The organism is Bradyrhizobium sp. JR3.5, assembly GCF_054057015.1.
This window is the reverse complement of the sequence record NZ_JBSRYV010000002.1, coordinates 2,058,019-2,082,189: the sequence shown is the minus strand read 5'-3', so window position 1 is coordinate 2,082,189 and position 24,171 is coordinate 2,058,019. Positions and strand designations below refer to the sequence as shown.

The 24,171-nt window shown below is 66.0% G+C and carries 18 protein-coding genes and 1 pseudogene; 9 read left to right on the top strand and 10 right to left on the bottom strand.

Going from position 1 to position 24,171, the window contains the following annotated elements; translation table 11 throughout:
• Positions 1-33 precede the first annotated feature (33 nt).
• From ACVWW1_RS26835 to ACVWW1_RS26820, 4 genes are all read right to left on the bottom strand, one after another.
• Positions 34-768: an MBL fold metallo-hydrolase gene (locus ACVWW1_RS26835; protein WP_456657992.1), complete on the bottom strand. Its 735-nt coding sequence runs from the start codon at positions 766-768 to the stop codon at positions 34-36.
• 24 nt (positions 769-792) lie between these two features.
• Positions 793-1,104, bottom strand: coding sequence for a DUF6460 domain-containing protein (locus ACVWW1_RS26830; protein WP_176528811.1), 312 nt, complete (start codon positions 1,102-1,104; stop codon positions 793-795).
• A 130-nt stretch (positions 1,105-1,234) separates the two neighbouring features.
• Positions 1,235-2,926, bottom strand: coding sequence for an ATP-dependent DNA ligase (locus ACVWW1_RS26825; protein ID WP_456657991.1), 1,692 nt, complete (start codon positions 2,924-2,926; stop codon positions 1,235-1,237).
• Complete coding sequence (locus ACVWW1_RS26820; protein WP_456657990.1) at positions 2,923-3,981, bottom strand: ligase-associated DNA damage response exonuclease; 1,059 nt, start codon at positions 3,979-3,981, stop codon at positions 2,923-2,925. The genes ACVWW1_RS26825 and ACVWW1_RS26820 overlap by 4 nt, the downstream gene beginning before the upstream one ends.
• Positions 3,982-4,113: 132 nt before the next feature.
• On the opposite strand from ACVWW1_RS26820, the gene ACVWW1_RS26815 reads away from it, so the two are divergent.
• The 4 genes from ACVWW1_RS26815 (at position 4,114) to pdeM (ending at position 10,451) form a co-directional block, all read left to right on the top strand.
• On the top strand, positions 4,114-5,040 hold the full coding sequence (locus tag ACVWW1_RS26815) for a methyltransferase domain-containing protein (RefSeq protein ID WP_456657989.1): 927 nt from the start codon (positions 4,114-4,116) through the stop codon (positions 5,038-5,040).
• Positions 5,041-5,365: 325 nt separating this feature from the next.
• Positions 5,366-6,592 (top strand): ABC transporter substrate-binding protein, encoded by a 1,227-nt coding sequence (locus ACVWW1_RS26810; RefSeq protein WP_456657988.1) that lies wholly within the window; start codon positions 5,366-5,368, stop codon positions 6,590-6,592.
• Between the two features lie 268 nt (positions 6,593-6,860).
• Positions 6,861-9,635 (top strand): ligase-associated DNA damage response DEXH box helicase, encoded by a 2,775-nt coding sequence (locus ACVWW1_RS26805; RefSeq protein WP_456657987.1) that lies wholly within the window; start codon positions 6,861-6,863, stop codon positions 9,633-9,635.
• A 144-nt stretch (positions 9,636-9,779) separates the two neighbouring features.
• Positions 9,780-10,451, top strand: a complete 672-nt coding sequence (pdeM, locus tag ACVWW1_RS26800; RefSeq protein WP_207834843.1) for a ligase-associated DNA damage response endonuclease PdeM — start codon at positions 9,780-9,782, stop codon at positions 10,449-10,451.
• 92 nt (positions 10,452-10,543) lie between these two features.
• Here pdeM and ACVWW1_RS26795 read toward each other — a convergent pair whose 3' ends face one another.
• Complete coding sequence (locus ACVWW1_RS26795) at positions 10,544-11,407, bottom strand: LysR family transcriptional regulator (RefSeq protein ID WP_456657986.1); 864 nt, start codon at positions 11,405-11,407, stop codon at positions 10,544-10,546.
• A gap of 98 nt (positions 11,408-11,505) precedes the next feature.
• Here ACVWW1_RS26795 and ACVWW1_RS26790 point away from each other — a divergent pair, with 98 nt between their 5' ends.
• The 3 genes from ACVWW1_RS26790 to ACVWW1_RS26780 are packed head-to-tail and all read left to right on the top strand — an operon-like array spanning position 11,506 to position 14,598.
• Positions 11,506-12,447, top strand: coding sequence for a DMT family transporter (locus tag ACVWW1_RS26790; RefSeq protein WP_456657985.1), 942 nt, complete (start codon positions 11,506-11,508; stop codon positions 12,445-12,447).
• Positions 12,444-13,208: an MBL fold metallo-hydrolase gene (locus tag ACVWW1_RS26785; RefSeq protein ID WP_456657984.1), complete on the top strand. Its 765-nt coding sequence runs from the start codon at positions 12,444-12,446 to the stop codon at positions 13,206-13,208. The genes ACVWW1_RS26790 and ACVWW1_RS26785 overlap by 4 nt, the downstream gene beginning before the upstream one ends.
• A gap of 58 nt (positions 13,209-13,266) precedes the next feature.
• Entirely contained in the window at positions 13,267-14,598 is a 1,332-nt protein-coding gene (locus ACVWW1_RS26780) for an NRAMP family divalent metal transporter (protein ID WP_456657983.1), read from the top strand.
• Positions 14,599-14,607: 9 nt separating this feature from the next.
• Here the strand turns inward: ACVWW1_RS26780 and ACVWW1_RS26775 are convergent, their stop codons facing one another.
• Entirely contained in the window at positions 14,608-15,090 is a 483-nt protein-coding gene (locus ACVWW1_RS26775; RefSeq protein ID WP_176528819.1) for an Lrp/AsnC family transcriptional regulator, read from the bottom strand.
• Positions 15,091-15,237: 147 nt separating this feature from the next.
• On the opposite strand from ACVWW1_RS26775, the pseudogene ACVWW1_RS26770 reads away from it, so the two are divergent.
• Positions 15,238-16,550 (top strand): annotated as a pseudogene (locus ACVWW1_RS26770) (aspartate aminotransferase family protein).
• Positions 16,551-16,649: 99 nt separating this feature from the next.
• On the opposite strand, the gene ACVWW1_RS26765 reads toward ACVWW1_RS26770, so the two are convergent.
• The 3 genes from ACVWW1_RS26765 to ACVWW1_RS26755 all read right to left on the bottom strand — a co-directional run bounded on the left by ACVWW1_RS26765 (position 16,650) and on the right by ACVWW1_RS26755 (position 19,274).
• The gene (locus ACVWW1_RS26765) at positions 16,650-17,432 is read right to left on the bottom strand and encodes a TIGR02186 family protein (protein ID WP_456657982.1); all 783 of its coding nucleotides are present in this window, start codon (positions 17,430-17,432) and stop codon (positions 16,650-16,652) included.
• Positions 17,429-18,358, bottom strand: coding sequence for a sulfite exporter TauE/SafE family protein (locus ACVWW1_RS26760; protein ID WP_176528822.1), 930 nt, complete (start codon positions 18,356-18,358; stop codon positions 17,429-17,431). The genes ACVWW1_RS26765 and ACVWW1_RS26760 overlap by 4 nt, the downstream gene beginning before the upstream one ends.
• A gap of 247 nt (positions 18,359-18,605) precedes the next feature.
• Positions 18,606-19,274 carry a hypothetical protein gene (locus ACVWW1_RS26755; protein WP_456657981.1) on the bottom strand — a complete coding sequence of 223 codons (669 nt, stop codon included), beginning with the start codon at positions 19,272-19,274 and terminating at the stop codon, positions 18,606-18,608.
• Positions 19,275-19,761: 487 nt separating this feature from the next.
• Between ACVWW1_RS26755 and ACVWW1_RS26750 the strand changes: the two genes are divergently transcribed.
• Positions 19,762-20,525, top strand: a protein-coding gene (locus tag ACVWW1_RS26750; protein WP_207832802.1) for an IS5 family transposase whose coding sequence is annotated in 2 segments (ribosomal slippage) — positions 19,762-20,097 and positions 20,100-20,525 — 762 coding nt in all. Because the reading frame shifts where the segments join, the coding sequence is not laid out codon by codon here.
• 53 nt (positions 20,526-20,578) lie between these two features.
• Here the strand turns inward: ACVWW1_RS26750 and ACVWW1_RS26745 are convergent.
• On the bottom strand, positions 20,579-24,127 hold the full coding sequence (locus ACVWW1_RS26745) for a hypothetical protein (RefSeq protein ID WP_456657980.1): 3,549 nt from the start codon (positions 24,125-24,127) through the stop codon (positions 20,579-20,581).
• Positions 24,128-24,171 lie beyond the last annotated feature (44 nt).

The window sequence follows — 24,171 nt, the reverse complement described above, 5'->3', positions numbered from 1 at the left end:
AGGGGCGGGGTAGCCTGCAAGGTAATTGCATGGTCAGAACACCACGACCGTGCCGTCGCTCGCGATCGTGCACGGCAGGTCGTCGACGCGACCGAGCATGTCGTCGCTCATATGGGTCAGCACCACGCGCCTGGCGTTGATGGCGGGCAAATGCGCTTCCAGCGTTTTCAGGCTGAGATGGTTCTTGACCATTTTGTCGTAGGTATAGGCTTCGGCGATGAAGAGGTCGGCGTTCTGCGCGGCTGGGATCAGCGCGTCGGTCCACTCGGTGTCGGCGCTGTAGCTGACGACACGGTCTTCCGCCTCGATGCGATAGGCGAGAAATGGCCCGCCGGACTCGCCATGCACCACAGGATAGGGCGTCACGTTCACCTCGCCGAAGCCGCGCCGCTCCTGCGGCGCGAGCGTGACGACGGACAGATCGAAGCGCTGTCTGGTTTTGGAAGAATGCTCGAACATCACCTCCATCACCTCAGGCAGCTTCGTTTCGATGCCTTGCGGCCCGGCAATAACCAGCGGCCGGGTGCGGCGGGAGAATTGCGCGTCGAGCAGGAAGAACGGCAGGCCGGCAAAATGATCGCCGTGGAAATGCGTGATCAGGATCAGGTCGATTGCGTCGCGGTCGATCTCGAGCCGCTTCAGCGCCGGCAGCGAGGACGCGCCGCAGTCGATCAGGAAATTGACGCGCTCGCCGCTGACATGGAAGCAGGTGTTGAAGCGGCCCCCGGAGCCGAATGCATCGCCGCAGCCGACAAATCGCAATTGCATCGGGCTGCGAGCTTTCCTTTGGGATCAGCGGCCGCGCGGCGCGCCGAACAGCCGCGACAACAGCCAGATCGGGATCACGATCACGGCGCCGAGCAGGAAGTAGCGCCAGGCCCAGTTGATCGCGTCGAAGCCGAAATCCCAGATGGTCTGGAACAGCCTGCGGACGCTGTTGAGGATATTCCACGGGTCGAGGCCGATCGCGGCAAGCACGACGCCGACCAGGATCGAGAGCAGGATCAGCCGGAACGCCACCGAGAGCGGCGATCCGCCGAGAAAGCGGTACAGGCCGTCACTCTGGCTCTGGCCGGCCGGCAAGTCCCTGACGTCGTTCGGCATCGTTCTCTCCTGGCGGAATCGCCCGCGCATTATAGGTCACGGCGCAGCACATGGGAAATCTGTGAGCCGCGATCAATGGCTGCCATGCGCGCTTCGGGTTTAACTTCCTGTCATGGAGATTAACATCCGTTCAAGCGTCTCCAGCCGGTCGGCTTCGCGCGGCGGCTTTGTCCCAGCGCAGGCGGCTGATCCGGGGGAAGCGCATCGCGACGCCGGATTTGTGACGCGGCGAGCGTTGCAGGCCTTCGAAGGCGACTTCCAGCACCAGCCCCTGATCCGGCTCGTGCACGACATGCCGCACCGGGCCGAACTTCTCGGTGGTGTTGCGACGGACGAAGCGATCGATCTGCAACAGTTCCTCGTCGGTGAAGCCGAAATAGGCCTTGCCGACCGGCACCAGTTCGTCGCCGGCATCGCCACGGGTCCAGACCCCGAACGTGTAGTCGGAGTAATAGGACGAGCGCTTGCCGTGGCCGCGCTGGGCATACATCAGCACCGCGTCGATGACGTGCGGATCGCGCTTCCACTTCCACCATGGCCCCTTCGGCCGCCCGGGCAGGTAGGGCGCGTCGCGCCGCTTCAGCATCACGCCCTCGACTGCGTCGGCATCGTCGCCGGCGCCGGCGCTCTTCGGATCGGCGCGCGCTGCGGCCAGTTCTTCCCAGCTCGCGAACGGAACCGTCGGTGACAGATCGATGCGCGGGTCGTTCAGCTTGGCGACGAAGGCTTCGAGATGCGCGCGCCGCTCGGTGAAGGGCAGCTCGCGCAGATCGTTTTCGCCGTCGCCGAGCAGGTCGTAGGCGCGCAAGTGAATCGGAAATTCCTTGATCAGCTTCGGCGAAACCACCTTCCGGTTCAGTCGCTGCTGCAACACGTTGAAGGTCTGCACGCGACCGTCGCGCAGCACCAGCAATTCGCCGTCGATCGCGAATGAAGCATTATGCCGAAAAGTGTGAAGCGGCGGTTTTCGGGAGTCATCATGCTTCAAATCTAGAGTATCTTGCAGATGCAGCGACGGCACGAGGTCGGGGAAGCTGCCGGTGATATCCTCGCCGGTGCGCGAATAGAGCCGCGCCTGGATATGGCCACGCGCATCGCGGCCGGCGACAGCCTGCACGCGGATGCCGTCCCACTTCCATTCCGCGCTGAAATCGGCGGCGTCGAGATTGACGAAATCGCCATCCTCGATCGCATGCGCCAACATCACAGGGCGGAACGGTGTCGGATCACGATTGATCGGCTGGTCGCCGCGGCCTTCGAGCCAGGCGAACAATTCGAGATAGGGCGGCGACAGGCCGGGCCACATCAGCTCGATCTCGTGCGGATCCTTGTCGCCGAGTGTGGCCGCTGCGGTCTTCGCCAGCCGCGCCGAGATCCCGATCCGCATCGCGCCGGTGACGAGCTTCAGCAGCGCCCAGCGCCCGGTCTCGTCGAGCTCGTCCAGCCAGCGCGCCAGCTGCGACGGCAAATCAGCCTTGCCGAGCGTGCGCAGCGTGGTGACGACGTCGGTGAGGGTGGGAGGAGGCGGGTTGTTGTGGCCCGGCAGCTCGGCCTTCGGCCACATCAGCGCGACGGTTTCCGAGAGATCGCCGACGTAATCATAGGAGTAGCCGAACAGCACAGGGTCGGCGCGTTCGGTGATCAGGTCGCGGATCAAGCCCGGCTTGGCGTGCTTGAACGACAGCGCACCGGTCAGCGCCGCCAGCGCGTAGCCGCGGTCGGGATCCTCGGTCTCGCGGAAATATGCAACCAGCAGCTTGATCTTGTTGTTGCGGCCCGGCTCGTAGGCGAGGCGGTCGAGCAGCTCGGCAAAGCGGTTCATGTTTCGGCCTCGCCGGCGGGCTGTGCCTCGCCGGTGATCGGTGCCATCTCGCCCTCATCCTCGTCGCCATAGCCGACCAGATCGAGCGGCCGCGCGGCAAGGCCCTTGCTCTTGCACCAATGCACCAGCGCGTCTTCCTGGCCGTGGGTGACCCAGATCTCGCCGGCGCCGGTCGCAGCGATCGTCGCCGTCAGCCCGTCCCAGTCGGCATGATCCGAGATCACCAGCGGCAGCTCGACGCCGCCCTGCCGCGCCCGGGCGCGGACGCGCATCCAGCCCGAGGCGAAGGCGGTGACCGGATCGGGAAAGCGGCGAGTCCAGACATCGGAGGTCGCGCTCGGCGGCGCCAGCGTGATGGTGCCGGCGAGTTCGGCCTTCTTCATGCCGCGCGCGGGCCGGAGCTCGCCGAGTGGGATGCCGCGCTCCTGATAGTAGTAAGTGATCTTCTCCATCGCGCCGTGCAGGTAGATCGGCGCGTCGTAGCCGGCCTCGCGCAGCAGCGCGATCACGCGCTGCGCCTTGCCGAGCGAATAGGCGCCGACCAGATGCGCGCGCTCCGGAAACAGCCTGACCGACGCCTGCAGCTTCTTCACCTCATCGGCGGCATCGCCATGGCGAAACACCGGCAGGCCAAAGGTCGCCTCCGTGATGAAGACGTCGCAAGGGACGAGCTCGAACGGCGCGCAGGTCGGGTCGCGTGCGTCCTTGTAGTCGCCGGAGGCGACGATCCTTGTATCCTTGCATGTGACCGATATCTGGGCGGAGCCCAACACGTGCCCGGCGGGATGAAACGTCACCGTGACGTCGCCGAGCCTGATCTCCTCGCCGTAAGCGACCGCCTGCGTCGTGCCGGCGAAATTCTCGCCGTAGCGCAGCCGCATCATGTCGAGCGTTTCCTGGGTCGCGAGCACTGCGCCATGCCCCGCCCGCGCATGATCGGAATGGCCATGCGTGATCAGCGCCCGTTCGACCGGCCTGACAGGATCGATGTGGAAGCGGCCGGGCTTGCAGCAAAGCCCGGCCGGGACGGGCATCAGGATGTCTTGCGGGCGCATTGTCCCTATATAGGCGATCGATCCGCGATGTTTAGCCGTCATCCGCGGGCTTGACCCGCGCTTCCATCTCCGGAAAAAGTCCGTGTTTTAATGGACGGCCAGACTTGGCCAAGATCGGTTCCCTAAGAGAAAATGGCCCCCCGCCTGTTTCTGTCCTCCGGCGACCTCGTTGCCGACCGCCGCTACGAGTTCGCGCGCGACCTGCAATTGAAGGGCGATCTGCCGGCTGCCGCCGAGCTGCTCGAACAGGCGATCGAGCTGGTGCCGAAATTCCCGTCGGCCTGGTACACGCTGGGCAATATCCGCCTCGAGCTCGGCCAGCGCGATGCGGCGATCGCAGCCTTCCGCGCCGCGCGCGACGCCGATCCCGAAGACCGCCATGGCGCCGGCCTGCATCTGATGCAGCTCGGCGTCGAGGCCGTCGGCGCGATGCCGCCGGGCTATGTGCAGACGCTGTTCGATCAATATGCGCCGCGCTTCGAGGCCGCGCTGGTCGGCGATCTCGGCTATCGCGGCCCGGCGCTGCTGTTCAAGGCGGTGCTGTCGGTGCGCGCCTCAGCGAGGAAGCCGGCATTCTTCAAGCGCGCGATCGATCTCGGCTGCGGCACCGGACTGGCGGCCGGTGCTTTCGCGCAGCACGTCGACCGCTTCATCGGCATCGACCTGTCGCCGCGCATGATCGACAAGTCGCGCGCGACCGGGCTCTATGCCGAGCTTGAGGTCGACGACATGCTGAAGGGAATTTCGTGCAAGCCGGACGCCAGCGCTGAACTGATCCTCGCTGCGGACGCGATGGTCTATGTCGCCGATCTCGCGCCCGTGCTCGCCGAGGCCGCGCGCGTGCTGGTCGCGGGCGGTGTGCTCGCCTTCACGACGGAGACCCATGACGGCGAGGGTGTCATCCTCGGCGCGGGGCTGCGCTACGCCCACAGTGCAGCCTACGTGCGCGCCGCGGTCGCCGCCGCGGGGCTGACGCTGGCGCTGCTCGACGATCTCTCGGCGCGCAATGAGCACAACATCCCGGCGCCCGGGCTCGTCGCCGTCGCGACCAAGGCGTGACGCGCTTACCCTCCCCTGGAGGGGGAGGGTCGGTTCGCATGAAGCGTAGCGAAATGCGAAGCGGGGTGGGGTGATCTCTCAACACGCGCAGCGTTGTTCGCGGAAAGACCGTCACCCCACCCCGCCTCACATCTCGCTATGCTCAATGTGAGTCGACCCTCCCCCTCCAGGGGAGGGTGAAACCGCGATCCTTCGCATCGCGCTCAAACTTGAGTCTACACGCTACGCATTTGCCGTGACGCGGCATTGCGCCGCAAAGCCGTGACTTCGCGCTTGCCCGGCGCATGGCGGAATGCGAGAGCTTTTCGTCTCAGGGAGAGAAATAATGAAAAAGCATACACGGCGCGAATTCGGCGCCACTGCATTGTCCGTGATCGCAGCGTCCGTGCTGCCTGCGCCGTTCGTCCGGGCCGCCGACAAGAAGTACGATCCGGGTGCTGGTGACACCGAGATCAAGCTCGGCCAGACCGTGCCGCATTCCGGTCCCGGCTCGCTCTATGGCGTGCTGGGCCGCGTCGGCGAGGCCTATTTCCAGATGCTGAACGACAAGGGCGGCATCAACGGCCGCAAGGTGAAATTCCTCACCATGGACGACGCCTACAGCGCGCCGAAATGCGTCGAGGCGACGCGCCGCCTGGTCGAGCAGGAAGAGGTGCTGGCGCTCTACGGCTCGCTCGGCACCGCGCCGCAGACCTCCGTGCACAAGTACCTCAATTCCAAGGGCGTTCCCCAACTGCTGTTGAACACCGGCGCCTCGAAATGGAACGACCCGAAGAATTTCAAATGGACCATGGCAGGCCTGCCGCTCTATCCGACCGAGGCGCGCATCCTCGCCAAGCACGTCGTCAGCGTGAAGCCGAACGCCAAGGTCGGCATCCTCTACCAGAACGATGATTTCGGCCGCGACTTCCTCGGCCCGTTCAAGAAGGTGCTGGCCGATGCCGGCGGCAAGGCACAGGTGATCATGGAGCAGACCTACGATCTCACCGATCCGACGGTCGATTCCCAGCTCATCAATCTCTCGAAGTCGGGCGCCGACGTGTTCTACAACATCACCACCGGCAAGGCGACGTCGCAGTCGATCCGCAAGGTGGCCGAGCTCGGCTGGAAGCCGTTGCAGCTGTTGTCGGCGGGCTCGACTGGCCGCTCGATCCTGAGCGCCGCGGGTCTCGAGAACGCCAAGGACATCGTCGCGATCCGCTACAACAAGGAAGTCGGCGTGCCCCGCTACGAGAAGGATGCCGATGTGGTCGCGTTCGAGGAGCTGCGCAAGAAGTACCTGCCGAACATCGATCCTGATAACACCATCGCCTTCGCCGGCTACGGCCAGGCGGCGACGATGGGCGAAATCCTGCGCCGCTGCGGCGACGATCTGACCCGCGCCAACGTGCTGAAGCACGCCACCACGCTGGCCGGCTTCCACTCGCCCTATTTCCTCGACGGCATCAATTACAGCTATACGCCCGACGACTACACGCCGATGAAGACGCTCTATGTCTCGATCTTCAACGGCAAGGACTGGGACCTCTTGGGCGAGCCGATGACGGAGTAGGGGGAGAAGCTCTCTCTTCTCCCTCTCCCCGTTCTTACGGGGAGAGGGTTGGAGTGGAGGGGCTCTCTCCACCAGGCAGTGTGAGCTGAGACACCTGTACCCCCTCACCCGGATCGCATCTGACGATGCGATCCGACCTCTCCCCGCAGGCGGGGCGGGGTGACTTCCAGGCGCTTCGCGGCCCACAGAGCGAGCTGGCGGTACCTGCCGCCTGCCGCCATTTTCGTCCGCCCTCGACGAAACCCGCTGAACCATCTACCTCTTGGGCGTGTCGACGCTCGATCTCTTTTCCGTCACGCCGTCGGAAACGGCCGATCTCTTGCCGCGCCGGTTTCGCGACTGGTTCGCGTCACGCGGCTGGTCGCCGCGCGAGCATCAGCTCGCGCTGCTGGCGAAGGCGCACGAGGAACGCTCCGCGCTGCTGATTGCGCCCACCGGCGCGGGCAAGACGCTGGCGGGGTTCCTGCCGACGCTGGTGGAATTGAGCGGGGAAGGATTTGGTGGCGCTGCTCCTGCTCACCTCCCCCTGAAAGGGGAAGGTCGGCGCGCGCCCGCTCGCGTCAGCGCTGCGGAGCGTGACGGGCGGGGGTCAGCCGCAGGCACGGAGCAAGCGGCTGACCCCCACCCCAACCCTCCCCCTTTCAGGGGGAGGGAGCCCGACGAGCTCGCGAATGGAGAGATCGGAGCGGAAATAGTCCGCCCCAACCTGATCTCCACCGGCCGCGGCGTTCGCCGCAGCGGCGGGCTGCATACGCTCTACATCTCGCCGCTGAAAGCGCTCGCGGTCGACATCGCGCGCAATCTGGAGACGCCGGTTGCCGAGATGGGGCTGCCGATCAAGATCGAGACCCGTACCGGCGACACGCCGGTGTCGCGGCGACAGCGGCAGCGGCGCTATCCGCCGGACATTCTGCTCACCACGCCGGAACAGCTGGCGCTGCTGCTCGCCTCCGACGACGCGCCTTTCCTGTTCTCCTCGCTGAAGCGCATCGTGCTCGACGAGCTGCATGCGCTGGTCACCTCCAAGCGCGGCGATCTGCTGTCGCTCGGGCTTGCGCGGCTCTGGACCATCGCGCCGCAGGCGCGCGCCATCGGTCTCTCGGCGACGGTGGCCGAGCCGGAACAGCTCGCGCGCTTCCTGGTGCCGCAGCCGGGCGACGAGAGCGTGTCTGCCGACGTCGTGATCGCCGGCGGCGCCGCGCCGCCGGTGGTCGAGATGCTCGACACAAGGGAACGGCTGCCGTGGTCCGGCCACAGTGCGCGCCATGCGCTGCCCGAGGTCTATGAGCTGATCAAGCGCAACAAGACCACGCTGGTGTTCGTCAACACGCGCAGCCAGGCCGAGATGCTGTTCCAGGATCTGTGGCGCATGAACGACGACGGGCTTGCGATCGCGCTGCATCACGGCTCGCTCGACGTCGCGCAGCGCCGCAAGGTCGAGGACGCGATGGCCGCGGGCCGGCTGCGCGGCGTGGTCTGCACCTCATCGCTCGATCTCGGCGTCGACTGGGGCGATGTCGACCTCGTCATCAATATCGGCGCGCCCAAAGGCTCGTCGCGGCTGATGCAGCGGATCGGCCGCGCCAACCACCGCTTCGACGAGGCCTCGCGCGCCGTGCTGGTGCCGGCCAACCGGTTCGAGGTGCTGGAATGCGCCGTCGCGATCGACGCCATCGCCGAGAATGCGCAGGACACGCCGCCGCTGCGCTCGGGCGCGCTCGACGTGCTGGCCCAGCACGTGCTCGGCTGCGCCTGCGGCAAGCCGTTCCTGTCCGACGAACTCTATGACGAAGTCAGGACCGCGGCGCCCTATGCGTCGCTGGCGCGGACCGATTTCGACGATGTGGTCGACTTCGTCGCGACCGGCGGCTACGCGCTCAAGACCTATGAGCGTTTCGCGCGCATCAAGCAGGACAAGCAGGGCCGCTGGCGCGTCACCAATCCGAAGGTGCGGCAGAGCTACCGCCTCAACGTCGGCACCATTGTCGAGGAGACCATGCTGAAGGTGCGGCTGGTGCGTTCGCGTGCCGGCGGGCAAGGGAAAAGCGGAGGCTCGACCGGTGCGATCGCCCGCGGCGGCCGGATGCTCGGCGAGATCGAGGAGGTCTTCATCGAGGGGCTCGTGCCCGGCGACACTTTTGTCTTTGGCGGTGAGGTGGTGCGCTACGAGGCCTTGGTCGAGGACCAGGTCTATGTCTCCCGCGCCAATGATAAAGATGCAAAAGTGCCGTCCTATATGGGCGGCAAGTTTCCGCTCTCGACCTATCTCGCCGAACGCGTCCGCAAATTGCTCGACAACAGCCGGGCCTGGAACGCGCTGCCGGGCCAGGTGCACGACTGGCTGTCGCTGCAGCGAAAATTCTCGCGAGTACCTGCGGTGCGCGAACTCCTGGTGGAAACCTTTCCGCGCGGCGGCAGCCATTATCTGGTCTGCTATCCCTTCGAGGGCCGGCTCGCGCATCAGACGCTCGGCATGCTGCTGACGCGCCGGCTGGAGCGCGCCCGCGCCCGTCCGCTCGGCTTCGTCGCCAACGAATATTCGCTCGCAGTGTGGGGCGTCGGAGATCTGTCTTTCATGATCCGGCATGGCAAGCTCGATCTCAATGCGCTGTTCGACCCCGACATGCTCGGCGACGATCTCGAGGCGTGGCTTGCGGAATCCGCACTGATGAAGCGCACCTTCCGCAACTGCGCCATCATCTCCGGGCTGATCGCGCGCCGCTTCACCGACGAGGAGAAGTCGCGCCGTCAGGTGCTGTTCTCGACCGATTTGATCTACGACGTGCTGCGCAAGCACCAGGCCGACCATGTGCTGCTGCGCGCCGCGCGCGGCGATGCCGCCACGGGATTGCTCGATCTCCGCCGCCTCAGCGACATGCTTGCGCGCATCCATGGCCGAATCACCCACAAGGACCTCGACCACGTTTCTCCGCTTGCCGTGCCCGCGCTGCTGGAAATCGGCCGCGAGTCAGTTTATGGCGAAGCATCCGACGAGCTTCTGGCCGAGGCGGCCGAGGAACTCGTGCGGGAGGCGACGACGTAACGCTGGAGCGTTTTCGAGCGAAGTGGATACCGGTTCGCGTGAAGAAAACGCGACCGGAAAAGAATATGATCCGATTCGATCGGATCATCCTTTGGGGAACAGGACGTGGCGGCAAGCGCGCAGGTTTTGCGAGACGGTGACGACATGCGCGTTTCGAGGGTCACGGTGGCGGATGTCGGCTTCGTGGCGGATTGCTCGGGCGCGCTGTTCTGGGAAGAGCGGAGCCTGCTCGTGGTGTCCGACCTGCATCTGGAAAAAGGCTCGAGCTTTGCCAGCCGTGGCGTGCTGCTGCCGCCCTACGACACGGTCGCGACATTGAGCCGGCTTGCCGCCGTCATCGCGCGGCACGATCCCAGGCAGGTGATCGCGCTCGGTGACAGCTTTCACGATCGTGATGCGCATACGCGCCTCTCGGATGTAGATCGCGAGGCGCTCGCGGCGTTGCAAGTGCGGCGCAACTGGATCTGGATTTCGGGCAATCACGATCCGGCGCTGCCGACCAGTCTCGGCGGCGTGGTCGCGACCGAGGTCGCGATCGGCCCGATTGTGTTCCGCCATGAGCCGACCGGCGCTGCCGGCGAGATCGCCGGCCACCTCCACCCCAAGGCGCGGGTGCCGACCCGCGGCCGCTCGATCGAGCGCCGTTGCTTTGCGAGTGACGGCGAGCGCGCGGTGATGCCGGCGTTCGGCGCCTACACCGGGGGCCTCAGCATCCGCGACGCCGCTTTCGCGCGGATTTTCGGATCGCCGGGTTTCATGGCACACGTGCTCGGCGACAACCGCGTCCACGCGTTCGTGGCCTCGCGGTGTTATTGAGACATCCAAGCATTTCTATCACCGTCATCCTTCGAGGCTCGCCGAAGAGGCGACCACCTCAGGATGATGGGATGGAGAGTGTAGCATCGCCGCTACGCCGCCTTCGCCTGCACGCTCTCGCAATACTCCGCGAGCCGATCCGCCAGCCGCAACGTCGCAGGACTGGCCTCAGGGGCAGCGATGAGCGCGACTTCGGTCCGCTCGATCGGCGCAAAGCCGTCTTTCGCCGTCAGCACGCGATGCTCGGCCTGGATCGACATTTCCGAGAGAATGCTGAGCCCGAGGCCTGCGGCGACCGCGGCCTGGATCCCGGCGAGGCTCGAGGAGGTGTAGGCCATGTGCCAGTTGCGGCCGGCGCGCTCCAGCGCATGGATGGCATGGGCGCGATAGAGGCAGCCCGAGCCGAAGCCGATCAGCGGCACCGAGCCGGTCGCCGTGTCGCGTGGATGGCTCTTGCTGGTGACCCAGTGCACCCGTTCCGGCCACACTGCGATGCCGCCCTTCTCGCTGACTGCGCGCTTGATCAGCGCGAGATCGAGATCGCCGCGCTCCAGATCGCGGTGCAGGAACAGGCTCTGGCCGGAGCGCACGTCGAGCCGCAAATTCGGGTGGCTGCGCGCGAAGGTCGCGAGCAATCTCGTCAACCGATAGGCGGCAAAATCCTCGGTGATGCCGATCCGGATCGCGCCTTCGCTGCCGGGGCGCGAGAGCACGTCGCGGGCTTCTTCCGCGAGCGACAGCAGCCGCCGCGCATAGGTCAGCAGCCGCTCGCCGGCCTCCGTCGGGGTGACGTCCTTGCCGCTGCGGATCAAGAGCGGCTGGCCGACATCCTCCTCCAGGCGCTTGATCTGCTGGCTCACCGTCGATTGCGTGCGGTGGACGCGCTCTCCGGCGCGGGTGAAGCCGCCGGCGTCGACCACCGAGACGAAACTGCGCAAAAGCTCCAGGTCGAGCATCGCAGCCTCCATTCATAAATCCACTGGAAGTCAGTCTATCATTTAATTTCCAAATGACAAGGCGCGGGCTTAGATCATGGGGCGAAGGAGAAACTGCCATGTCCTCTGCAAGCTCGCCCGCCGCAACCTCGATGTCCGTCACCCGCGCCCGCTTCAACACCCTGCCGCTGCTGATCGCGCTGTTCTGCCTGCTCTGGAGCTACGCCTTCGTCGCCGGCAAGATCGGCGTCACCGATTGCCCGCCGCTGATCCTGCTCGCCACGCGATTCTCGCTCGCCGGAGTTCTGATCCTCGGCACCTCCTGGCTGCGCAGAGATCAATGGGACCTCAGCTGGCGCGATGCGGCGGTGTTCGCCGTGCTCGGCGTCGCCAACAACGCGCTCTATCTCGGGCTCGGCTATACCGGCCTGAAGACGGTCTCCGCCGGCCTCGGCGCGCTGATCGTCTCCGCCAATCCCGTGTTCACCGCCATGCTGGCGTCGCTGTTTCTCGGCGAGAGCATGAGCTGGCGCAAGGTGATCGGCCTCGTGCTCGGCATCGTCGGCGTCGCCTTCATCGTCTGGCATCGCATGAAGGTCGGGACCGACAGCCCGCACGGCATCCTGTTCACGCTGGCTTCGCTCGCCTCGATCGTCGCCGGCACCGTCCTGTTCAAGCTGCTGGCGCCGAAGGGCAGCCTGTGGATCGGCAATGGCATCCAGAACATCGCCGGCGGCCTTGCGGTGATGCCGTTCGCCTTCACGCTCTCCAGCGTCGGCGACATCGTGCCCAGCATGCGGCTCGCCGGCGCCTTCGCCTTCCTCGTGCTGGGCGGTTCGATCCTCGCCTATCTGCTCTGGTTTCATCTCCTGAAAGTGTGTGGCGCGACCGCCGCAAGCGCCTATCACTTCCTGATGCCGCCGCTCGGCATGCTGTTCGCCTATCTGGTGCTCGGCGAGCATGTCGAATTTCGCGATCTGCTCGGGATCGTTCCGGTCGCGCTCGGCATTTACCTGGTGACCCGCCCCGCCGCGGCTTCGCCCAAGAGGAGTGCAACGTGAGCATCACCATCACCCTGATCGGAGGCCCGACCGCTCTGATTGAGATCGACGGGTTCCGCCTGATCACCGATCCGACCTTCGATGCACCCGGCGACTATCAACTGCCGCATGTGAAACTGGAGAAGCTGACCGGGCCCGCGCTCAGTGCGCGCGACGTCGGCGAGATCGATGCGGTGCTGCTGAGCCACGATCAACATTCCGACAATCTCGACCATTCCGGACGGGATTTTCTCAAAGAGGCGAAGCGCGTGCTGACGACGGAGGCCGGTGCCAAGCGGCTCGGCGGCAACGCCGAGGGTTTTGCGCCCTGGGCCTCGACCACACTGACGAAGCGCGGCCGGACCCTCACCGTCACCGCGACGCCGGCGCGGCACGGGCCCGCGGGCATCGAGCCGTTGTCCGGCGACGTCGTCGGCTTCGTCTTGGAGCCGGCGAAGCCCGGCCGTCCGGTCTATGTCAGCGGCGACACCACCTGGTTCGACGGTGTTGCCGAGGTCGCGCGGCGTTTTGATTGCGGCGTGGTGCTGCCGTTCGCCGGCGCGGCGCAAACCCGCGGCCCGTTTCATCTCACCATGGACACCAATGACACGATCGAGACCGCGCGCGCCTTTGCGGACGCGGTCATCGTGCCCGTTCATACCGATGGCTGGGCGCATTTCCGGCAGGACGCGAGTGACCTGCGCGCGAGCTTCGATACGCTCGGCTTCGGCCGCCGTCTGCGGATCCTCGCGCCCGGCGTCGCCACGGTCATCGAGGCCTAGGTTTCAGCCCAGGAACCTTGGCGGTATCCGGTCCGTTGTCAGACGGCTGGAACCGGACATGACGCGGCAAGAAACGATCTCGCGACACGACAAGGATGAAGATGCGCCGGCGGCGAAGCCGCGGCGCGAGCCGTTCAGCTTCAAGCGCGTCGTGAAGTCGCTCGGCCCGGGCCTCATCACCGGCGCCTCCGACGACGATCCGTCGGGCATCGGCACCTACAGCCAGGCCGGCGCGCAACTCGGCTACGGCATCGGCTGGACCATGCTGCTGACGTTCCCGCTGATGACTGCGATCCAGGAGATCTCCGCGCGGGTCGGCCGTGTCACCGGGCACGGCATAGCGGGCAATGTCTGCCGGCATTATCCGGGCTGGCTGCTGGTCATCGTGGTGATGCTGCTGTTCATCGCCAACACCGTCAATATCGCCGCCGACCTGTCGGCCATGGCGGACGCGACCAGGCTCCTGATCGGCGGCCCGGCCATCCTCTACGTCGTGCTGTTCGGCGTTACTTCAGTCGCCGCGCAGATCTTCATGAACTACCGGCGCTACGTCGCGGTCCTGAAATGGCTGACGCTCAGCCTGTTCGCCTATGTCGCGGCGCTCGCCTTTGCCAAGGTGTCGTGGATGCAGGCGCTGGCCGGCGTGCTGGTTCCGCGCCTGACCTGGAGCTCCGATTATTTCACCACCATCGTGGCGATCTTCGGCACAACCATCTCGCCCTATCTGTTCTTCTGGCAAGCCTCGCAGGAGGCGGAGGAGCAGCGGGTCGACGTCACCAAGCATCCGTTGATCGACAAGCATTACGGCGCACGGAAGGAGTTCTCCCGCATCCGCGCCGATACGGTCACCGGCATGGCGTTTTCCAATCTGATCGCGCTGTCGATCATCGTCACCGCTGCAGCCACGCTGCACGCCGCCGGCAAGACCGACATCCAGACCTCGGCGCAGGCCGCAGAAGCGTTGCGCCCGATTGCCGGGCCGTTTGCCGAGGTGATCTTCGCGCTCGGTATCGTCGGCACGGGCCTGCTCGCGATCCCGGTGCTCGCAGGCGCGACCGCCTATGCGGTAGGCGAGGGACGGCGGTGGCCGGTCGGACTGGCGCGCAAGCCGAAGGAGGCGATGGCGTTCTATTCGGTGCTGGCGCTGTCGGGCGGCATCGGTATCGCGCTCAACTTCACACCGATCGATCCGATCTCGGCGCTGTACTGGAGCGCGGTCGTCAACGGCGTGCTCGCGGTGCCGGTGATGGTGCTGCTGATGATCATGGCCCACCACAAGGAGGTGATGGGACGCTTCGTTGTGGGCGGGTGGCTCTACCGGCTCGGCTGGCTTTCGACCGGTGCGATGGCGCTCAGCGTGATCGCGATGGCGGTCGGGGTGCTGCTTTGATCCTTGCAGTCAGAACAGCGAGCTATCGATCTTTGTCGTCGATTTGACCTTCCGCAGGATGATGGTCGTGCGGTAGCTCGCGATATCGGTGTCCGGGTGCATCAGGCGGTCGAGGATGAACGATTGATAGTTTGCGAGATCTGAGGACACGACCCTTAGCGAGTAATCCCAATCGCCGGCAATCATGCAGCATTCGACAACCTCCGGAAGGCCGGTCACCTTTTTCTCGAAGCGCGCGAAGGACTCCCTGTTCTGTTGCTTGAGGCGGACCTCGACGATGACGTCGAACCCAAGTCCAATTCGCGCAGGGTCCACCAGCGCCACATAGGAATTGATGATGCCGGTCTCTTCCAGGGTCCGGACGCGTCTCATGCAGGGGGCGGACGAGAGGCCGATCCGCTCGGCCAGCTCGAGATTCGTGATGCGCCCCTCGACCTGCAGCACGTCGAGGATCTTCCGGTCCATCTCGTCGATCACGATTGTGGTTCCCATTTCTTTCGCATTTTCTATCTTTTGCGCAATTGATCGCAGAAGAATGGGCGAAATGCATCTCAAATCGCAACGTCATTGCTGCGCCGCGTGCATAAGATGTGCTGCAAAGGTCGTTCATCGCGGCGACCGAGCAGCTAGGAAACGGGCATGGCCGGAAATGACGACAAATCCTTCTGGGAACGCGCGCGCGACGTCACCTCATTCGCTATGGCGGGACGTTTGCCCCCGTCATCATTGAGCGCGCTTCCGGATCCTTCGTCTATGACGCTGACGGCCGCGCCATCCTGGATTTCACGTCCGGGCAGATGAGTGCCGTGCTTGGTCACGGCCATCCGGAGATCGTCCAGACCATCAGCGAGCATGCCGAGCGGCTCGACCATCTGTTCAGCGGCATGCTGACGCGTCCGGTCGTCGCGCTCGCTGAAAAGCTCGCGGAGCTTTTGCCGCCGGGGCTCGATCGCGTCATGCTGCTGAGCACGGGCGGCGAATCGAACGAGGCGGCCATCAAGATGGCCAAGCTCGCCACCGGCGGCTTCGAGACCGTTGCGTTCGCGCAGTCCTGGCACGGAATGACATCGGGCGCGGCCGGGGCGACCTATTCGGCCGGCCGCAAGGGCTATGGTCCCGCGCCGGTCGGCTCGCTCGCGATCCCGACGCCGAACCTCTATCGGCCCCGCTTCGGCAAAGCGGCGGATTGGCGGGCCGAGCTGGCCTACGCCTTCGATCTCATCGACCGCCAATCGACCGGCTCGCTCGCCTGCATGATCGCCGAGCCGATCCTGAGCTCCGGCGGGTTGATCGATCTGCCGGAGGGCTACCTCGCCGCGCTGAAGGAATTGTGCCGCGCGCGCGGCATGCTGCTGATCGTCGACGAGGCACAGACCAGCCTCGGCCGAACCGGCGCCATGTTCGCCTTCGAGCGTGACGGCGTCGTGCCTGACATCCTGACCCTGTCGAAGACGCTCGGCGCCGGCCTGCCCTTGGCCGCGGTTGTCACGTCAGCCGAAATCGAAGAGCGCTGTCACGAACGGGGTTTCCTGTTCTACACGACGCATGTGTCGGACCCGATGCCGGCTGCGGTCGGGCTGAAGGTCATCGAGATCATCCTCCGCGACCGATTGGTCGAGCGTGCGGGGATCGCGGGCGCGCGGCTCAGGGATGGGCTGCTGGCCCTTCAGAACCGGTTCGAATGCATCGGTGACGTACGTGGCAGGGGACTGATGCAGGGCATCGAGATCGTGCGCGACCGCTTCAGCAAGGGGCCTGACGAAGCGCTCGGCACGCTTGTGTCGCAGCGCTGCCTGGAGCTCGGACTGAGCACCAACATCGTGCAATTGCCCGGCATGGGCAGCGTCTTCCGCATCGCTCCGCCGCTGACGATCAACGATGACGAGATCGATCTTGGCCTCTCGATCCTGAGCGATGCGTTCGCGAGCGCGTTGCAGCAGAGGCGTGACTAGAGCCCCGTTCCGATTGAATCGGAACGGGGCTCTAGATTCTTGTTTTGACGCGTTTTCTTCACGCGAACCGGTATCCACTTCGCTCGAAAACGCTCTAAATCAATCCTTCCGGAACACGATCGAGGCCATCCAGCCGGTCATCAGCGCCATGAACGCGGTGACGAGGCCGTAGACGAGGCCGTTCTGCCGCGCGGTGGTGGCGACGAACTGCTCGAAGCCCACCTTGACGATCTCGAAGGCGGTCTCGGTCTTGGTCACCAGCGCGCCGTCGGAGAACAGCTTGATCTCGACATTGTAGGTGCCGATCGGCACCTCCGCCGGCAGCGGAATGCCGGTGCGGAACAAAGTCGGCGTCAGGAACGTCACCGCCGCGGTTGCCTCGCGGTACAGCCCGTGTTCGGAGCGCAGCCGGACGAAGGCGCTGCGGAACGGATCGTTCGGCACCACGTCGGCAAAGTCGGGCCCGACCCGCTGCATCAAGAGCACGTTGTTGAGCCCGAGCTGTTGCCGCCGCTGCACCTCCGGTGAGGCGATCTGCTCGAACGGACGATTGGAGAACAGTGCGAGATAGCCCGGCACCTGCAGGAACTGCCGCGAGTCCGTATTGATCCAGATCCCGAATTTGCGTTCCTTGCGCCGCGTCACCATGTCGGCGCGTGGGCCCGACACCGTGACGACGAGATCGTAATTGCCGCGATTGGACGGTGTCTTGTCGTCCTTCTCGACCGAGCCGAACAGCACGAGCTCGCCGCCGGAATAGTTCGGCGTCACCGTGACGCGGTGGTTGGAGACCGACACGATCAGCCGCTCGGCCCGCGCGGGTACCGCCGCCAGGCTGGCGGCGACGAGGCCCACGATCGCAAGCGGTGCGCGCAGCCTCATGGCGGCGCTCCGCCGGTTTCGCGGATGCTGAACAGGTCCTGCGGCCGGATCACCAGCTCGACGGCAAAGCGGATGCCGACCGCAAGCACGAGCAGCCCGAGCAGCAAGCGCAGATGCTCGCCGCGGATCTTCTGGCCGGCGCGGGCGCCGAACTGCGCACCGGTGACGCCGCCGATCATCAGGATCAGCGCCAGCACGGCGTCGACCAGGTGGTTGGTGACCGCGTGCAGCATGGTCGCGAACACCATGGTGACGAGAGTGAGCACCATCGAGGTGCCGATCACGGTCGAGGTCGGCACCCGCAGCACATAGATCATCAGCGGCACCAGGATGAAGCCGCCGCCGATGCCCATCACCGCGCCGATGAAGCCGATCACGAGCCCGACCACGACGACCGGGATGACCGAGAGGTAGATCTTGGAGCGCTTGAAGCGCAGCTTCAGCGGCAGGCCGTGGATCCAGCCATGGCTGCCGGGCTTGCGCAGCGTGACCGGGCCGCCGCGCCGGGAACGCAGCATCGCGCGCAGGCCTTCCCAGAACATCAGCCCGCCGACCGTGGTCAGCAGGATGACGTAGGACAGCGCGATCATCAGGTCGAGCTGGCCGAGCGAGCGCAGGAAAGTGAAGGTCCATACCCCCAGCGCGGTGCCGATCGTGCCGCCGACCAGCAGCACTGCCGCCAGCAGGGGATCGATCGCCCGCCGGCGCCAATAGGAGATCGCGCCGGAGAACGAGGAGGCCGCGATGTGGCTCGCAACCGAGGCAACCGCGACCGCGGGCGCGATGCCGACGAAGATCAAGAGCGGCGTCATCAGGAAGCCGCCGCCGATCCCGAACATGCCGGAGACGAAGCCAACCGCCGCGCCCATCGCCAGGATGAGGAAGACATTGACTGGAATGTCGGCGATCGGGAGGTAGAGCTGCACGCGCGTCGCTTCTTGTCGGTTCGCCACATGCTGGGGCGCAAGGCCGCATCACGGCGTGATGTCGTTCTGGTCGGGCATTCTCCGGCTGAACGAATCCGGTCGGCGCGCAAGAAGCAGGCGAACGCGGGTCGATTGCCGCGTTCTTGCATAACCGAAATCGGCGAGGGGAGGGACTAAAGAATCCGCCCTCGATGGCATTTTTCGCCGCACGTGGCAGCTCGGCTGCGGACGTGGTTGATAATTCAGACTAATGGCGCCCGTGTCGCCTCAGGGCCGGTCGATCGGCTTGGTGACCAGGTTCAGCGCGAGCGCTTCCTTCGGGCTCAGCCAGCGGATATCCGAGGTCTGCGACATCGCTTCCACGATCCCGGACGAGACGCCCATCTTGGTCATGTAGCCCAGCACCATGCCCTGGGATGCGTTGCGCCTCGGCGAGGGGATCGCTGACCGGTGCGCTGGTCGTGAAGCGATGCACGCCGAGCCGCGAGCCCGCGATGCCATAGCGGGTCTGGCCGCCGGCATAGACCAGCACACAGGCGCTGGCACAGGCCGCGGGGCGCAGCTTGCCCGATGCGTCTGATGTAGCGACGGCGGTGACGAGCCCATGTGTGCGGATGACCTCGCCCATGATCGCCGCCTGGTTCAACGCACCGCCCTGCGACGACAGCAGCACGGCATCGCCTGGTGCAAGACGGGCCTCGCTGAGCCGGTCGCGGAACCAGCTCGCGCTGGCCGAGCCGATCTTGCCGCTGATCGCAAGTGCACGCCGGCCGCGGCCCGACCCATCGATGTCGACGTCGGGTATCACCGCCGAATTCATGCTCGCCGCGATGTAAGTCTCGCGCCAGAAGTCCCAGGCACCCGGCTTCGACAGGTCGCGATAGGCCTGAATGGCGACGCTCGACACCAGCAGCACGAAGATGATGACCGACCAGAGCGAGAACCGGAAGGTGCGGGGCGGCGATGCGACGTTCCCTTGTCCTTGCCATTGCGGGGGTGGAGGCCGAGGGGAAGGTGGAGGAGAAGGTGGAGGAGAAGGCCGAGGCTTGGGAGGCGCGGCAAACGGCGACGGCGTCTGGGGACCGGTCGGCGACGAACGATGGCCCGTTCCATCATCCTGACGATCGTCGACAGACAAGCCTGACCCTCCGGAACGCGTGCGCTATTGGCGCGGGGTTTTGCGCCTATCTACACGGCGGAAGGGCGGAGGGATAGGACAGCGGCGCCGTCAAGGCGCCGCAGCAGCTTTCAACTGAGTGCGATTAGAGCGTTTTCGAGCGAAGTGGACACCGGTTCGCGTGAAGAAAATGCGTCAAAACAAGAATCTAGACTAGGTGGTGTGGACTCTAAGGATTCCCTTTTAGGCGCAAATCAGATTCAAGACTGCTTTTGGGGAGGCAGTCTTGGGTGTGATGGACCGTTTGGTATTGAGCGACGCGGCTTGGGAGCGGATGGCGCCGCTGATCATAGGTCGCCCCGACCAGAAGGGCTCCACTGGGCGCGACAATCGGATGTTCGTGGAAGGTGTACTTTGGATTGTTCGCACGGGCTCTCCCTGGCGTGATCTCCCGGAGGCGTTCGGGGATTGGAACAGCGTGTTCCGGCGCTTCAGTCGGTGGAGCATCAAGGGCGTCTGGTGGCGGATCTTCGAGGCGATGTCCGATGATCCGGACTTCGAATATTTGATCGTCGATTCCACCATCGTCCGGGCGCATCAGCACGCCGCCGGGGCCAAAAAAGGGGGTCTGAAGATCAGGCGATCGGCCGCTCGCGCGGTGGCCTGAGCACCAAGATACATATGGCCGTTCGTGGCTTGGGATGTCCCGTACGGTTCGCGCTGACCGCAGGCCAGAAGGGCGATGCACCGCAAGCTGCCGCATTGATCGAGGGACTACCTGCCGAGGTCGTCATGGCCGATACGGCCTATGACGCCGATCATTTGCGCCAAGCCATCGCCGCCAAGGGCGCGCTCGCCGTCATCCCCAACAACCCGTCACGCGCACTCAAATACCCGCTGGACAAGCACCTCTATGCCCAGCGTCACCTCGTCGAATGCTGCTTCTCAAAGCTCAAGCAGTTCCGACGCGTCGCAACCCGCTTCGAAAAGACCGCCCGAAATTACCTAGCCGTCGTCACTCTCGCAGCCATCGTCCTTTGGATGCGGTAAGTGTCCACACCACCTAGAGCTTCGGTTCTGATTCAATCAGAACCGAAAATGCTCTAGTGTGCGGCCAGCGCCGCGGTCCGCTTCGACGGTGGCTTGACGGACTTCGCCGCCGCGGGCTGCACCGGCGCGCCGTCCCAGCCGCCGGCCGGGGCCGGCACGTTGACCGCATCGCTCGGCTGCGGTTCGGGGGTAAAGGTCTGGATCGCAAGCTTCGCTGCGGCCAGCGACTGCGGATCGAGCCGCTTGGCGATATCGTCGCGCTTGTGGCCGGCGTCGGCGTCGCCCTGCGCGGCTGCGAGGCTGAACCACTTGAAGGATTCTGCGAGGTTCTGTTCGACCCCGATGCCGCGGGCATAGAGGATGCCGAGGTTGACCTGGCTGTCGGCGACGCCGCGATCGGCCGCCTTGCGGAACCACTGCGCGGCGCTCTTGTAGTCTGCACCCTTGCCGCCGCCATCGGCGTCGAGCACCGCGAGGTTATGCATCGCCTTGGCGTTGCCGCGCTCTGCAGCCTGCACGTAGTAGCGCCGTGCCACATCGAAATCGCGCTTCACGCTGAGGCCCTTCTCGTAGAAGGTGCCGAGCCGGAACATCGCGGGCACCACGCCGGCCTGCGCCGCGCGGCCATACCATTTGGCGGCCTCGTCGACATTGGCGGGCACGCCCTTGCCCTCGGCAAAGCGGACGCCGACCTCGTAAGCCGCCGCCGCATCGCCCTTGATCGCAGCCGTGCGCAACGCCGGACCGCCGATCGCGTCGGGCAGCTTCTCGCCCGCGGGAATTTGGACCATGGCAAGCTTGCCGCCGAGCGGCGGCGCAGTCGGAATCGTGCCGGTGATATCGCTGGCAGCGGCGACCGGTGCCGCGGCCGGCTCAGGCGCCGCTGCGGGCGCGGGAGCCTGAGGGATCGTGACCTGCGCGCTGTCGAGCGTGTTCGGCGCCGCCGTGTTGTTGGACTGGCGGCCGAGCGGAGTCGGCGAGGTCATCGACGGCCCAGGCGCTGACGGCCCGGGCGTGCCGGACGGCGCAGCCGGTGCTGGGACGACAGAGTTCTCGGCGGGCGGCTGCACGGGGGGCGCGGCCGGCTCGCTGTGCTCGATCGCCGGCGTCTGCGGCGCGGAGCTGGTGTCGAGCAGGTTCATCGCCATCTTGGCGGTCGAGAGCAGGATCACGACCACGCTCGCGCCGACCAGCAGCGAGCGGATCTTGGAGGTGATGGTCGAAGGCTGGGTCTCCGACGCGCCAGTCGCCGGCGCGCCGGCCTTGCCGGCAGCGGCCTTCGCAGCCTTGTCGGCCTTCTCCTTGGCCTTGGCGGCGGCCTTGCTCGCTGCACGCGCGGCCTTGTCGTTGACGGGCTGCGCGGCGGCGGCCTGCGCGGCGCGGCGCGCGGCGGCGATGAAGCTCGAGGTCGAGACCGGCTCCTTCTTGCCGGCGGGAAGATCAGAGATCGCGCGCTCGGAATCCGCAATCCGCTCCGACGGCGACGACACGCGGCCCGAGGGGCGCGTGCCCGGCTCGAGCGGATGATCCGGCGGCAGATCCGGCGCGATCGCGGCGCGCGCGGAGGCGGCATGCGGCTCGAGGATTTCGCTGATCGCGCGCGGCGGCAGCGGCGGCGGCGCGGTCTCGACCGGCTGCGCGGCATGGAATTCGCGCGGCGCGGACATGAAGTGCTCCTGCGCCAGCGCAGGATTGGGCAATTCGGGCCGGTACGATTCAGGCCTGTACGATTCAGGTTGGGGCTGCGCGACCGGCTGCGGCATCGCCGCGCGCGGCATCTCCGTGCGCGGTGCTTCCATCCGCGGTTCGGCCGGCGCGGGGGCCGGCGGCGGCGCGGTGCGAACCGTGCGCAGATCGTTCTCGATCATCGCCAACCGATCGACGACATGACCGAGCGTGTTGTGAACGGTCTCCAGCGAATCCTGGGTGCGGCGATCGGTCTCCGACTGGCTGAAGCGGATGTCGGACAGTTCGCGCTTCACCAGGTCGACGATGCCGCTGTCCATCATCGGCTGCGGCGCGGCGGTGTTGATGTTGTTACGGGTGGCTTCGGCCAGAGAGGCGATGTGGGCGTGCTGCGCCTCGAGGTGCCGCATGATGTCATGCAGCCCTTCCTCGACCCGGCCGAGATTGCCGGAGCGCTGGTCGGCCGACTCCAGGCGCTCGAGCAGATAGGAGACGCGCTGCTCGAGATGGGTGAACGCCGACGAGCTGTCGTTGCCGACCTGCAGGCGGTCGATCCGCTCCGACAGCGAGCGCAGGGCGCCCTCGATGGCGTCGGTATTGTCGTAGCCAGCGACCGGCCGCTCGCGGGTTTCCAGCGTCGAGGCCAATGCGGCGATGCGCTGCTCGATCCCGGCGAAGGCATCGACGTGGGACTCGGCGCGCGACATCTGCGACAGCTGGTCGACCTTCGCGGCCAGCGCATGCACGTCCCCGGAGAGCTGCAGCAGCGCGTCGTTGGAGGCGACATTGGAGACGATGGCGCGCAGCGCGGCGATCGCGCTCTCGAGCTGGTGCACCGTCGACGGATCGTCGTTGGCGCGCAGGATCATGTCGAGCTTGGCGCCGAGATTGCGGATCGCCTCGTCATAGCCGGTCAGCTGCTCGGCGGGCGTCAGGGTGCGCAGCGCCTCGCGGATTTCCGCCAGCGCGCGTTCGATGCCGGTAATCACCTGGCCTTGGCCGTTGCTGCTGTCCTGGCGGATCTCGTCGATCCGGTGATGCAGCGAACGGATCTCGTTCTCGATCGATTCGATCGCGCGGCGCGGCATCGCCTCAGTGATCGCCTGGCGGATTTCGGCAAGCTCGCCGCGGAAGGCCGCGATCGATTGCTCGATATGATCGGGCCGCTGCAGCGCCTCGATCTGGCTCGTGATCTTGAGCAGGTGCCGCTCGAGCGAGGAGAAATCGGGCCCGGCCGGCGCAGCCGGCGGCGGCGCATAGGCGGCCATCGGCGGCGATGATTGCTGCATCGGCGGCGCGCTACGCGGCGGCATCTGCCGTTGCGCTGATCCGTCGAGCTCGTTCTGGCGCGCGGCGATCTCCGCGATCGCGGAATCGAACGAGGCCGGGCTGAGTGGCGGCGAGGGGCGGTAGACCTGGGCTGCGGCGCGCTCGACCGCTTCCGCCTGGCGCAGCCTTTCCTCCAGTTGCCGGTCCTGCATCTGCGGCTCCCGCTGCATCTGCGCTTCACGCATCGGCTGGGGTTGCGGCTCGCGCGCCGGCTGCGGTCGCGAAATCTGCGACAGCCGCGCATCGAGGCGCGAAATCGCGTCGTTCAGCTGCCGTGCGACGGCGGGCTGGCCGCGCGGCACTTCGGCGCGCACGGCTTCGGCGCGCGACATTGGCTTTGCAATCTGTTCGATCTGGCGGGTGATCGCGTCGAGCCGCTGATGGATATCGGCGACCTCGCGGCTTTCCCGGCTCGGCATCGGCTGCCGTTGCTCGGGCGCCATGCGCCAATCCGGCGGGCTCGGTTCGCCGACGGTGGAGTTGAGCCAGTCGTTCAGCGACATGCCGGCGCGGCGCGCAGCCGCCTCGGCCCTGTCGCGGACGGAGGGATCGATGCCGTCAACACTCCACGATACGCGCGAATTCATGATTCCGTCCGGTCCCGACTCCGGCGCTACACCCTGCGCCCGCA